This is a genomic window from Streptomyces sp. NPDC055749 (assembly GCF_053617235.1).
In genome coordinates this window covers 17,414-30,475 of sequence record NZ_JBSHFH010000072.1, presented here as the reverse complement: position 1 = coordinate 30,475, position 13,062 = coordinate 17,414, and the positions used below count along the sequence as shown (strand labels likewise).

Annotated in this window: 9 protein-coding genes and 1 pseudogene; 2 read left to right on the top strand and 8 right to left on the bottom strand. The window is 68.8% G+C overall.

The features are described from left to right. From ACWGO0_RS34115 to ACWGO0_RS34100, 4 genes and pseudogenes are all read right to left on the bottom strand, one after another. Positions 1-281: pseudogene (locus tag ACWGO0_RS34115) on the bottom strand (fasciclin domain-containing protein); the annotation flags it as partial. A gap of 98 nt (positions 282-379) precedes the next feature. Then, the gene (locus tag ACWGO0_RS34110) at positions 380-1,966 is read right to left on the bottom strand and encodes a molybdopterin-dependent oxidoreductase (protein ID WP_453543810.1); all 1,587 of its coding nucleotides are present in this window, start codon (positions 1,964-1,966) and stop codon (positions 380-382) included. Positions 1,967-2,091: 125 nt separating this feature from the next. Continuing rightward, positions 2,092-3,183, bottom strand: a complete 1,092-nt coding sequence (locus ACWGO0_RS34105) for an endonuclease/exonuclease/phosphatase family protein (RefSeq protein WP_453543808.1) — start codon at positions 3,181-3,183, stop codon at positions 2,092-2,094. A gap of 225 nt (positions 3,184-3,408) precedes the next feature. Next, complete coding sequence (locus ACWGO0_RS34100; protein WP_453543806.1) at positions 3,409-3,981, bottom strand: TetR/AcrR family transcriptional regulator; 573 nt, start codon at positions 3,979-3,981, stop codon at positions 3,409-3,411. A gap of 244 nt (positions 3,982-4,225) precedes the next feature. Between ACWGO0_RS34100 and ACWGO0_RS34095 the strand changes: the two genes are divergently transcribed. Next, entirely contained in the window at positions 4,226-4,897 is a 672-nt protein-coding gene (locus ACWGO0_RS34095; protein ID WP_453543804.1) for a molybdopterin-dependent oxidoreductase, read from the top strand. Positions 4,898-4,954: 57 nt separating this feature from the next. On the opposite strand, the gene ACWGO0_RS34090 is transcribed toward ACWGO0_RS34095, so the two are convergent. After that, positions 4,955-5,539, bottom strand: coding sequence for a DinB family protein (locus tag ACWGO0_RS34090; protein WP_453543802.1), 585 nt, complete (start codon positions 5,537-5,539; stop codon positions 4,955-4,957). A 210-nt stretch (positions 5,540-5,749) separates the two neighbouring features. Between ACWGO0_RS34090 and ACWGO0_RS34085 the strand changes: the two genes are divergently transcribed. Next, complete coding sequence (locus tag ACWGO0_RS34085) at positions 5,750-7,141, top strand: hypothetical protein (protein ID WP_453543800.1); 1,392 nt, start codon at positions 5,750-5,752, stop codon at positions 7,139-7,141. A gap of 77 nt (positions 7,142-7,218) precedes the next feature. Here ACWGO0_RS34085 and ACWGO0_RS34080 read toward each other — a convergent pair whose 3' ends face one another. From ACWGO0_RS34080 to ACWGO0_RS34070, 3 genes are all read right to left on the bottom strand, one after another. Beyond that, on the bottom strand, positions 7,219-8,208 hold the full coding sequence (locus tag ACWGO0_RS34080; RefSeq protein WP_453543798.1) for a helix-turn-helix domain-containing protein: 990 nt from the start codon (positions 8,206-8,208) through the stop codon (positions 7,219-7,221). Between the two features lie 138 nt (positions 8,209-8,346). Beyond that, positions 8,347-8,982, bottom strand: a complete 636-nt coding sequence (locus ACWGO0_RS34075) for a hypothetical protein (RefSeq protein ID WP_453543796.1) — start codon at positions 8,980-8,982, stop codon at positions 8,347-8,349. Next, the gene (locus ACWGO0_RS34070) at positions 8,982-12,632 is read right to left on the bottom strand and encodes a S8 family peptidase (protein ID WP_453543794.1); all 3,651 of its coding nucleotides are present in this window, start codon (positions 12,630-12,632) and stop codon (positions 8,982-8,984) included. The genes ACWGO0_RS34075 and ACWGO0_RS34070 overlap by 1 nt, the downstream gene beginning before the upstream one ends. Positions 12,633-13,062: the final 430 nt, after the last annotated feature.

The following is a 13,062-nucleotide window of genomic DNA, read 5'->3' as shown; positions in this document are numbered from 1 at the left end:
TTGTTGGACGCCGCGGTGGCGACCGGGTCCTGGGCCATGCCGTCGAAGCTGCCCGCACCGTCCTTCGGGACCGACGCACAGCCCGGACCGAACGGCTTGCCGTCCGTCGCCGGCTCCTCGGTGGCGGGAGTCGTCGGCTCCTCCGGTGCGGGGGCCGCCGCGCTGGAGGAGGTGTCCGACGCGGAGTCGGAGCTGTCGTCGGAGCAGGCGGCCAGGCCCAGCGGAAGCACTGCGGCGGCGGCTACGGCAACGGCTGCGCGACGGAAGCGGACTGCGTTCATGGTGTTCTCCTTGAGTGACTGATTCATTACTGTGTGTGAGGACTGAAAGGTGTGAAGGTCTGAAAGGTCTGGGGGGCCGCTGGGCAGGAGCCGGTCCGTCAGTCGACGGTGACGACCACCGAGTGCCAGCCGCTCGCACCGTCGGGGACCGTGCGCGTCCGTTCTTCCGTCTGGACTTCGCCCGTACGGTCGGTGGCCCGCACGGTGAGGGTGTGGCCGCCCGGGGTGGCCTTCCAGGGGAAGGACCACTGCCGCCAGGTGTCGACGGTGTCCTGCGCGGCCAGGTCGGCGGGCCGCCAGGGACCGTCGTCGATACGGATCTCGACCCGGTCGATGCCCCGGTGCTGGGCCCAGGCCACACCGGCGACCATGACCGTGCCGGCCTCGGGCCTGGCGAACGGCTTGGGGGTGTCGATCCGGGACTGGGTCTTGATGGGAGCCTTGCGGGCCCACTTCCGCTTCACCCAGTAGGGGTCGTAGTCGTCGAACGTGGTCAGCTCGATGTCTTCGATCCACTTGCACGCGGAGACGTATCCGTAAAGACCCGGGACCACCATCCGGACCGGGAACCCGTGGATGAAGGAGAGCGGCTCCCCGTTCATCCCGACCGCCAGCATCGCGTCGCGGCCGTCCATGACGTCCTCGACCGGGGTGCCGAGCGTCATGCCGTCCACCGAGCGCGCCACCAACTGGTCGGCCGGACCGCCCCTCGACGGCGGCTTGACGCCTGCCTCCTTGAGGAGATCCGCCAGACGTACGCCGATCCAGCGGGCGTTGCCCACATACGGCCCGCCCACCTCGTTCGACACACAGGTCAGCGTGATGTCCCGCTCGATGAGCTCACGCCCCAGCAGATCTTCGAAGGTGACGGTGAGCGGGCGCTTCACGCCCTTGCCGTGGATCCGCAGCTTCCAGCTGGTGGCGTCCACCTTGGGCACCACGAGAGCGGTGTCGACCCGGTAGAACGTCTTGCTCGGCGTGGTGAAGGAACTGATCCCCGGAATCCGCAGCTGGGCACCGGACGGGATGGGCGCGGCGGCCGAAGCGGGCTTGGGCAGCAGCAGCTCCGCACGCGAGGCGATGGCGTCCTGTCCGCGCCGGCCGTTCAGAGCCCGGCCGAGAACACCCGCGCCGGCGGAGGCCGCGGCCGCGGCCGATGCGGCGATCAGGAATCCACGCCGGTCCCAGCCCTGGACGTCCTCACCCTGGACAACCACGCGCCGTGGTCCGGTGAGCCTGCCTATCAGTACGTACATCACCCCGGCGCCCACGACGGCACCCACCAGGGAGGGCAGCCCGTCGACGAGGCCGGTCGAGTCCGGGCGGCTCACGGCCGCTGCCGCACCCACCACGCCGAACACCAGCACGCCGCACGAACCGGCACGCCGCCAGCGCAGCGCGACCAGACCAAGCGCGATCGCCAGCAGGGTGAGCGTCGCGAGGATGCCCAGCTGCAGAACGAGCTTGTCGCTCTCGCCGAAGTTACGGATCGCCCAGTCCTTGACGGGCGCCGGAGTACGGTCGATCGCCGCGCCGCCGACCGCCGTAACCGGTCCTGCTTCGGGCCGGACCGCCGCCGAGACGAGCTCGGCAACGGCAAGCGCGGCGAAACCGGAGAGCAAGCCGCTCAAGGCGGCAAGCCCACCACGGGCCAGGGTTGTTCGGGAGATCCTCACGCCCATCATTCGGACCCGGGCGCCGGGCGGATTGGTCCCTTCCCCAACGGATTGAAACTCTCGCCACCGACGGGTCGGGTCGCGACCCTCGCGTCAGGCGCCCTGTTTCGAGCGGGCACGGCCCGAGGACCGGCTCAGCGCGTGGACACCCGGAAGGTGCTGAGTACGGCCTTGTGGTCGGTCGGCCAGGTCCAGGTGGGCTCCCAGAAGGTGTCCCTGCCCGACTCCTCCACCCGCTCGTTGCGCACAATGGTGCTGGACGGCCCGACGATCACACTGTCGAGCAGCCGGATCCGCCGGTCCGGGTGGTAGAAGACGAAGTCGATCCGGTCCCGCTCGTCCGCCTTCGGCGCCCAGGTGAGCTGTCCGACGTCGGCGCCCGGGTTGTCGCTCGGCCACGTGAAGCCCGGTTCGCGGACGGGGTCCGGGTGGATGACGCGGTAGCTGTCGCGGAAACCCGCGTCCTCGATCGCCTTGGTCGTCGACCACTCGACGACCGTGCCGTTGTGGTCGAACAGGTTCCGGGTCCGGCGGGTCCAGTCCCTGTGCGAGGGCTCGTTGAAGTCACCGGCCAGCAGCGTCAGCCGCCCCTTGGCCCGCTCCTTCTCGGCGTCCGCGAGCACCGTCTTCGTCACCTTCGTGCGCCCCGATGCCTCGTTGAGCCGCATGATCAGGTCGACGTCGGTGATCGGGCCGGTCGGGATCTCGCCCCAGCCGTACTCGGAGGTCTCCAGGGGCGCGGGCGTGCCGCCACCGTAGGCGCGCGGCAGGTAGTTGACGTAGTAGCGGTACTCCAGGTGCCCGGAGTAGGCCGCGACCTCGGTGCCGTCGACCGAGACGACCGCCTTCGACCAGTACGGGAAGGATGCGTGCTCGATGATCGGATAGCGCGAGATCACCCCGGGATCGGTCGGGTTCTCGTTGTCGAAGTACGTCAGTCCGCGTACGGCGAGATCGGCCAGGAGGTTGGCCACCCGCTCGGGGTTCGACTCGCTGAGCATCACCACGTCCGGCTCGACCGCGGCGATGGTGTCGGCGATACCCGCCCGGCCGCCCGGCACAGGGCTGCCGCCGTGCCAGATGTTGAACTGCATGACCTTGAGCGTTCGCTGCGAGGGACGACTGCCCGTCACACCCTGCGGCCTGGCCTCGGCGGTGCCCATCCCCAGCACTCCGGCTCCGACGGTCGCGCCGACCATCCCGAGCAGTTCACGACGCTTGACCATTCATGACCTCCAGCAATTACCTGCACCCACGTCCCGAGCGCGATTCGACACGGGCGGGACAAAGTGTCGAGACCGCTCGTGTACGACGTGTGAACCAGGGCGCAACTGCGGATATTGAATGATCAACCGTGTCGGACCGTCGCCGGTTTCGTCCACACAGGCCTGACCGACGGCCATCAAGGACGAGGGTGGCAGCGGGCAGGCGGAAGGACGGTCACCGGGAACTCACTTGGCAGGGCTGTCGGGCGAGCGGCTGAGAAGCAGATCGCCGGCGCGCGCGGTGACCTCGGCACGGGTGCGGCCAGGGTGGTCGGCGGCGAGGAAGTGGCCGCCGATGGCCATGCAGAAGGCGAGCAGGCTGCGGGCCTCGACCTCGTCCGGGTCAGGGCAGAACGTGCTGATCGCGTCACGCAGCAACTGCATGCGCCGGTTGTCCACGCGCCGAAGGCGGTCGGCGACCGCTTGGTCGCGGCGGGCCCAGTCACGGACGGCCAGGTCGATGGGGAAGAGACGGTCACTGGAGAAGGTGAGCTGCCCGGCCAGCCGGACCTTGTCCAGCACGTCACCGCTCTCCTGCTCGATCCGGTCGAAGACCTCGTCTACGCACTCCCGCTCCCAGGCGTCCAGCATCTCTGCCAGCAGTGCGCCGCGGTCGGTGAAGTAGCCGTAGAACCCGCCTTTGGTCACGCCGAGGGCCTTGGCCAGGGCCTCGACGCGCACGGCATCCACACCGCCCGTGGCCAGCGCCCGCAGTCCCTCTTCGACCCACTTCTCGCGCGGTGTGCGCAACGCACCCATTGCGTGCCCGCCTCACTCTCGCCACCTGTTGCCCGGGCCCGTACAACCAGCCCGAACCCCATATGTACGCTACCGTATAACGCGTGAAGGGCACCTTGAGGAGGTGGTCGAGAGCTGCCACCAGGCCGACGACGCGGGCACACCCAACCGCGCTTCCCGCGCGCTGAGGTCCGGGTCGGCCCGCCGCCCAAGACCTGGAGGTCAAGCCCCGCCAGGTTCACCACACGCCCAATGGAGCATCGACATGACTCTCCCTCCCGGCCAGCGTGCCATCGACGGTTTCCCGCGCTTCGGTACGCATCTCCATCACCCGCCTCCGCCCGTCCCCGCCGACCCGGTGATCGAGATCGGCGGCGCTCTCACCGAGACCGTCACCCTGTCCGTGACCGACCTCGCGAAGCTGCCACGCCGAAAGCTCGGCGCCGACTTCCATTGCGTCGCCGGATGGTCGGCAACCGGCCTGCTGTGGGAAGGAGTCTCGTTCGAGACCCTCTACCGCACGCAAGTCGAACCGTTGCTGAAATCGGCTGCTCCGGTCAGCCACATCGTCTTCGAAGGTCTCGACGGCTATCAGTCGGTCGTGTTGCTCGAGGACGCCTTGGCCGACGACGTACTCATCGCCGACCGTCTCGACGACCGGCCACTCGACAGCGACCACGGCGCTCCGGTGCGGCTGGTCAGCCCCGGACAGTACGGCTTCGTCAACACGAAGCACCTCTGCCGCATCGAACTCCACACATCCGAACCCCCGGATCCCGACCGGTGGTCACCCCTTGCTGGTCACCGCAGAGCGAGAGTCTGGCAGGAGGAACGTCACCGCCATCTTCCCGGCCGCGTGGTACGCCCGGTCTACCGGGCTCTGATCGGGCCGATCCGCGCACTGAGCGCCCGAGGCAGTAGCAAACAGCCGCGGTGATACGTGGTTTCGCCCACTGCCGTCAGGCGACGGCAGCAACGGGGCGGCCGGCTCCCACTAAGCCTTGATCGGTGCGGCCGACCTGGCGGCCTGCTCGATCTTCGCGCAGTAGGCCGCACGGGCTTCCTCGTCGATCTGCTGCTCGTGTTCGGCGCGCAACCCGGTCCGGCCGTCGAGGCCCTCGCGCAGGATATCGGCGTGCCCGGCATGACGGATGGACTCGCCGAGGACATGGACCATGACGGCGAACAGGTTCGTGTCGGCATAAGGCTCCGGCCACCACGGCACGTGGCCGGGGGCGTCGAGGGGAAGCTCGTTGATCGTCGCGTCCGCGTGTTGCCACGTGCGCCGGTAGAACCCGATGATCTGATCGCGGGTCTCGTCCTCGGTCGCCCACAGATCGCTGCCGTTGTAGTCCTGCCATCGGGGCAGCGGTTCCGGGGAAGGACGGTCGAAGACCTCGCCGAAGTACCTGGCCTCGACGGTGGCCACGTGTTTGATCAGGCCGAGGAGGTTGGTCCCGGTCGCTGTCAAAGGTCGGCGGGCGTCGTACTCGGACAAGCCGTCGAGTTTCCAGAGCAGCGCCTTGCGGTCCCGCCGCAGTCTCTCGTGCAGGTTGTCTTTCGCGAATTCATCGATCATGCCGAATGAGCCTGCCATGGGCTGCTCGTGGCCTCAAGATCCCGTACGTGGTCCGCAACGACTTGCCACGTGAGACAACTGCTCCGGCTGGAAAGCACTCACCCCGTTGGGGCGGAGGGCCGTCGCGGGCAGACTGGCCGGGAATGCATGACGGAGCGGGCGTAGGGGGCGTGCGGGATGGGCATACGGGGGGCGCGCGGTCGTGGTTCGGTGACGGCGTATCACATCAAGCAACTACCGACCGGGACACTGCCCGAAGACGGTGTCGCCACCTGGTCCGTGACCGGGGACGGTGTCGCCTCCCGGTCCGTGTCCGGAGGCGGCGTAGCCACCTGGGCCGTGGCCGATGCCGAACGGTGGCGGAGGGCGGCGGTCCCGACCGTTCTCGCCCCGGCCGTGGGCGGCTGGGTCCTGGCCATCCTGGTGGCGGCGGCGTACGTCCTGCTGTTCGGGCTCTCGTCCGCGTCCGCGGCCTGGCACAGCGGGCCCGGGGACGGGACGGACTGGCTGAGGTATCCGGGTCTGATCCTGCTGACCGCCCTGCCGCTCTGGTATCGGTACGTTCCGTTCGCGGCCGTACCGGCGGCTGTGTTCGTCGCTGTGGAAGCGGTTCTGACTCTGGCCCGGCCCGGCGACGTGGACCATCCGGCGAGGGCCGGGTGGCTGGCCGTCCTCGCCGCGTGCGCCGTCGCGTTCACAGGAGGCTGCCTGCGGCTGCGGGCCCGACGCCGACAGCGGGCCCTGGCCCTCGCGGCTGCGGGAGAGCGCCGCTTCCCGCTGCCCGAAGGCACCCCGGAATCGGACGGCCACCGCGGCCACGAGCAGGTCTACCTCGGGCTGGCACTCTGTCTGGTCGCCGCAGCCATCCTCACCGACGGCCTGTTCGGGGAACCGACCGTGTCCGGCGTCCCCTACGACGCCGTCGGGCAGCAGGGCATCGGACTGGTGCTCCTTGTGGCCGGTTCGAGCTTCTACGGCCGGGGCCAGCTCGCCCACCGAGCCGCCCGGCGGCTGTACGGGGAGCCCCAGCCTGCCCTGATCGTGGGCGTGCGCGCCGGGCCGGACGGACGCCACTGGGTGTGCGCGGACGCCCTCACCCGCTCGGCAGCCCCCCTGATCGCGTACGTTCCCCGCGAGAGCGACACCCGCGCCAGGACGCGGCTCCTCGGCAGCAGTTCGGCGTACGGGGTGGGGAACGGGCACCACGACATCGACCCGAGGCGCGAGCCCTTCGAAGCGGTCCTGTACGGCACCCCGGCGGAGGGCGACGAAGTCGTCCTCGAATACGCCTGCGCCGAATACCACCGCCACCAGGAGATGGGGCGGATGTACGCGACCGTGACCACCGCCCCGCTCCGCCCGGACCGCCGCCACGGGCTTGGCCCGTGGGAACCGGCGGACGGCCCTGCCCGGCAGCGTGAGCGGCTCCGCGAGGGCCGGAAAAGGGCGGAGCGCCACCGGCAGGCGGAGCGCGAGGCCGAAGAGCGTCGCAGGAACCCACCGCGCGGCTCGTCGACCCGGGGACGCGGGAGCAACTCCGGCAACCGGCACAACGGGGGTGGCTGCGGCTCCAGTTGCGCGTCGAGCTGCGGCGGCGACTGAGCCCCAGCAGCCGCCAACAGCCTGCCGTAAACATCCAGCGTGAACGTCCTCGGCAGGTGAGTCCGGTGTTCCGGGAGTCAGCTGCCGTCCTGCTCTGCGTCGAGCCAGCCCAGCCGTGCCGCACGGAAGCCCAACTGCATGCGGTTCTCCACCTTCGCGGTGTCCATCATCTGGCGAATCCGGCGCTGCACCGTCCGCATGGAGGTGTTCAGTTGGGTGGCGATCGCTTGGTCGGTGAGGCCCGTCAGCATCAGGCTGAGTATCTGTGCACCCAGATCATCGATGGCGGGCGCGCTCCGCAAGCTACCCGCAGACGTGACGAACGGCATCGCCTTCTCCCACTCCGACTCAAACAGTGCGATCAGCGCGTCGAGCAGGCTGCACTCGTGCACGAACAGGGCTCCCGCCTTTGCGGCATTGGCGGAGCCGAGGAGTGGAACGATGGCCAACTCACCGTCCACGATGAAGAGTTTCAGCGGCAGCGATTCGGCGATCCGGACCACCTCTCCAGCAGCCCGCGCCTGGATGATTTGGTCGAACGACGGAGCTCCCCGGTCCAGCATCGAGCGCTCAATGATCACGCGGTAACGGACACCCCGCTCGATGACCGCATCGTCGGTCATGTTGCCGGACGAAAAGAAGGGCGCCTTGACAAGGTTCATGACCTCTTTCCGTGCGCCGAGTTGTATATGTCCGACGCGCTCACGGATGGCCTCGGTGCCGTGGATCACGTCGACGACCTCCGCCGCGCCGCGCCCGAGAGTGGCCGCGCGGTAGATTTCGTCGAGGGAGTCGAGTTCGAGTTTCGCCAGATCGAGCTCGTTCTGTCGCTGCATCAAGAGCGCCTGCAGCGCCGCCGCCGGTGGGACGGCGACGAACCGAGTGGTGTCGCCGAGGCTGCGCGCGACGAGCTTCCGGTCTTCGAGCCTGCTGAGGATCCCCACGACCTGACGGATGTCGCAGCCGATGAGTTCGGCGAGTCCGGTGGGCGTGGCGGAGGCCACCGAGACCAGAACGCGGTAGGTGTCCGCCTCGTCGGGGGTAAGTCCCAGCACGTCTGACAGCATGATGCCTCTCCGTCTGTCCGTGGGTACTCCGGCCTGGCCGTCTGTGTCGTGGAAGGACCTCGCCGGGCTTCCTTTGCCACGAGGGTCACGGCCGGTGCGAAGCTCGCACCGGCCGTGCTCCCTCCGGATCGGTCGGCCTCAGCGCAGTCGGTACGCCTGGGGAATGGTCTGCTTGACGGTATTGCCCGCCCTGTCGGTCGCGGTGATCCGCAGTGCGACTCCTCCGGGAGCCTGGTCACGCTTCGGGTGCTTGATGCGCGCGGTGAAGGTGTTCTTCCCGTCGGCCTTGGTGATCACCGGCTGCCAGACCTTGCCGCCGTCGAAGCTGGCCTCCGCCCGCAACTCGGTCACGGTCGGCGGCGTGCTGAGCCGATCCTGGTAGTAGCCGGTGACGGTGATGGGGTGGAGCCCGTCGGCCTCGGCGGTGTTGTCCAGACCAAGGCCCAGGTCGTACCGCAGGAAGATGAGCGGCTCCGGACGGCACGGACCGGTTTCCTTGAGAACGACGTCCGCGATGCACGGCTGTGACGTCGGTGTGTCGGGCTCGGCCGGCCGGTCGGACGTGTACTCCCACGCGGTCTTGACCCCATGGGTCTCCGCCTGGAACGTGTAGCGGGCTGATTCCGCAGGCAGGTCGTACGAGATCACGTCGGCCTTGCACCCCACCAGCGCGAGCATCGCTACGGCTGCCGACGCCGCCAGGCTCACCTTCCGGCGCCACCTCGATGGCTCGGCCGCGTTCATCGGAGCAAGCTCCCTTCTCATTTCGGTCATCACCGCCCGCTCCTCGACATCGGTTCCGACGCGTTGCCGGGCTCGCCGAGCTGGAAGGCGAACTCGACCGGGTTGAGCTTTTGCCGGAGTTCGTGGCCGGCGTCATCGAAGAGGCCCACCTTGCAGGCGGGGGGCTCACAGGCCTGGATCCCGTAGATCAAATGGGCGATACCCGTGTCGTTGAGCATGCTGGTCATGGCCTGGCGACCGCCACCGCTGCTGGTCTGGTACAGGGTGGGCCAGAAGCGGTCACCCTCCCGGCAGCCGGCGCACGGCAGGCCGGTCTCGGCGGCGAAGCCCGACTTGCTACGGACCTGGGGCACCGCGCCGGGAAGGGACGGACCCGCGTTCCACGCGATCGTGTTCTTCTTGCCGAGCGCCAGGTCCTGAGCTTCGCCCGGGCCCGACGGACGCGCCACGGACGGCGCGAGATAGTCCCTGACGGACATCTCGAAGCGGTCGACCGCGTCGTCGTTCCGCGGCCCGACCAGCGTGGTGAACCGCCGCTGACTGTCCGGCTTGGGCAGCATGCTTTCCTCCGTCACCGGGCCGGACTTCGACATCCGGTTCCAGCTGAAGTGGGGAATCGCGCCGGGCCGGTCGGCGTGGAAACGGTGATCGACGCGGTCGAGATCCTGGGACCGGACCTGGTACGGCAGGTTGCCGGGAACCCGGCCGGGGGAATCGAAGGCGAGAGCGTAGGCCTTGGACACTTCGCGGCTGCCCCCGAGTTCGATCCGGACGCCGGACTTCGCTCCGCCCTCGATCCGCTTGATCAGCGTGGCGGCCTGGGCCGGGGGTACGGTCACGATCGGCAGCGCTGCGTACGGATCGACCGGCGGGCAGCTGTCGGGACCGTTTTCGCACCTGTACTGCCGGAACGACTCGTACTTCAGCAGGGCGACCCGATCGGTTTCGCCGGTCACCAGCACCCCGACCGCGCCCGCGGCGGCAGCCGCCGCCACTCGCTTGCGGAGTGCGGTGAAGTCGCAGGTCCTCCCGCAGATGTCGGTCGGCTTCAGCAGCACCAGCGCACCCTTGGCATCGACCTTGGCGAGTTCCTCGGCCGATCCGGTGCCCGCGTGGACGACGGGCTTCTTACCGCTGGCGGGCAGTCGGGGAATCGTCGACCGCACGAGGGTGGATACGGGCTTCCCGTCCTTCGTCCACCGCTGGCCTCCGCCGTTGATCGTGGTGTCCGGTGTCGCGTAGCGGGCGTCCAGGCCGAAGGAGTCGCCGCTCCCTGTGACCTCCATCGTCACTGACGGCGGTACCAGGACGTGCCGGCTGTGGAAGTCGAGCGTGCCGAGGCTGACCTCACCGGCGGTCGGCAGTGCCCACCAGTTCGGCTCACCGGGACCGTATTCGGCGGGCAACGACGCCGTGATCGCCCAGTCTCCGTCCACGGAGGTCCGCTCGGTCTTGAAGAGTGCTGTGTATGTCTCGGTCGGCTCCGGGGTGTTCACACTGATGGGCTTGACCTTCCGAAGGTCCAGCTCCACCGTGGTCGCCCCGGTGACCTCCACCTCCGGCACCATCGGTGCGGCCTTGTGCAGCTCGCCGGCCGCGTCCCGCCACGTCACCCCGATGGCCGCCGTGACAGTGCCGGTGAAGACCCGTGCCTTGATCGTCTCGCCGCCCGGTACCGTCAGCGGCTCTTCGTACAGGTTCAGCTTGTCCTCGTCGACCGGGACGATCAGCGCGCTGCCGTACGAGACATCGGTGGCGCCGGTCGGAGGAATGACCTTGATGCTCAGGTCGTGGCGGATCGGCTCCACATAGGTCGAGATCCGCGATGAACCGAGCAGTGTCCCCGCGCCGTCCTCGGCGGTCAGGACACCGGTGTACGCGCCGTACTCTCCCGAACTGTCCACCGCCCTGCCGTCCATGGTCACCGTCACATCGGCCGAGCCCTTGGCGGGCACGGTGACCTGGTCGGCGCTGAGCGTGAACAGCCCCTCCGGTGCGGGCTTGCCGGCCTGGGAAGCCGAGGCGGAGAGCGTCAGAGTGACCGGCTCGTCGGTCCAGTTGCTGTAGGTGACCGTCCTGGGCACCGGCGAGTGCGGGTATTCGGCTCGGCCGAAGTTCAGGTTTCCGTCGGGGATGATCTTCGGGTCGATCGCGCGGGCCACGTCCACCCGGCCGGCGCCCTGCGCGAACAGGTCGTGCCCGAGGTCCTTGGAGGTCGCCATCAGCAGCGTCTTGATCTGCCGCCCGGTGAAGTCCGGATGCTGCTGGGCGATGATCGCCGCGGCACCGGCCATATGGGGCGTGGCCATGGAGGTGCCGCTGGCGGACGTGTAGTTCTCGTCCACGGGCTTACCCATCGCGGTGCCCTTGGCGCGGGCCGCGACGATGGCGACGCCCGGCGCCGAGATGTCCGGCTTGACCGCGCCGTCCCCGACGCGGGGTCCGCGGCTGGAGAAGCGCGCCATCTGGTCACTCCTGTCCACGGCCGCGACGGTCAGCGCCTCGTCGGCGGCACCTGGCGCCCCGACCGTCTCGGAGTCCGGGCCGGCGTTGCCCGCGGCGATGACGAACAGGGTGCCGTAGGTGCGGCTGAGCGTGTTGACCGCTGTGCTCAGCGGGTCCCTTCCGTCGGAGGGTGCGCCGCCGAGGCTCATGTTCACCACGTCGGCACCCGACTTGGCGGCCCACTCCATGCCGGCGATGACCGCGGAGCCGGCGCACGAGCCGTCCGAACCGCAGACTCTGCCGATGGCGAGCTTCGCACCGGGCGCCACACCGCGGCGCAGCCCGTCGGAGGCCTCGCCGGTACCGGCGATCGTGGACGCCACATGGGTACCGTGTCCGTGGCCGTCCACCGGACCGTTCGGGCTGTTGGTGAAGTCAACCGCCTCGGTGATCCGGCCGGCGAGATCGGGGTGGGTGGCATCGATGCCACTGTCCAGCACCGCGACCTTCATGTTCGAACCGTCGTAGCCGCGTTCCCAGGCGGACGGCGTGCCGATCTGCGGTACGGAATGCTCGAGTTGCAGCTTCGTCAGCTCGTCCAGCCACACCTTCCCCACCCCGGCCAGCGGGCCGGAGGCCCGGGAGGCGGCTGACGTGCCGGTGGTCTTCTTCCGCACCTCTCGCCACCACTGGCCGTTGCCCTTGATGGTCATCGAGCGGGCGTTGATGCTCGGCAGGACAGTCTTGGCGGTCGTACCGGCGGCGGTCACCGCTGTCCGGGCGCCGGCCTTTCCGCTGTACGCAGTGATCACCGGGACTTCACCGGTTCTGCCCTCGGCCGCCCAATCGGCCAGCTTGGAAAGGTTGAAGAGCTCCCAGTCCAACACGTCGGCGCGGAGCAGCGGCAACGCGTCTTCCGGTACGACGTAGACCTGGTCGTTCCTGGTGACGGTGTGAACGAGAACCGACTCGTTCCCGGGCCGCGTCGCGGGCACGATCTCACGGACGACCGGCTTCCGGTCCTCGGTGATGCCGATCTGCACCTTGTCACCGGTCACCAGCGTCAGCGACAGGTCCTCCCGATTTCCGGCGACCGAAGCCGGCAGGTTCAGGGAAGTGAGGGAAGTCGTAGCCGGAGTTGGGTTGGAGGCGCTTGCCGCGGTGCTCGATATGACCGTCCCCAGGACGGATATGCCGGCGGCCGCGGCGGCCAGCCGTCGCCCGAAACGCCTCATCGCAAGGCCTCCTGACAGATCGTTCTTTCGGGGCCGCCGTGAAAATGGCTCGGAGGGTGCATGAGCTTCTCCTACTCTTCGTGAGAAAGAAGTTCTTGCTGCATTCGGCAGATACTCTCGGGCTCCGCACGGATCGGGCAACCGATTGGCAGTGGCGGATTTCTTCCATGTCGTGAGCCCGCCACGACATTTGACCGGAAGACGGGCGAAGGAATTCGAGGATGCTCTCGATATCGGCAATAGGGAGGAACGGCAAGGCATTCGAATTGTTGGTGCAACGGGGTGCGCCCCTGGCGCAAGGACGTGCCTGCGCCAGGGGTGCGGTCAGGAAAGGGCTGCCGTGAGGTTCTGGAGGACGAACGCCAGGTCTTCCTTGCCGTTCACCGGCCGAGCGGCCCCTGTTGGGGAGACCGCCCGGCCGGACAGTGTG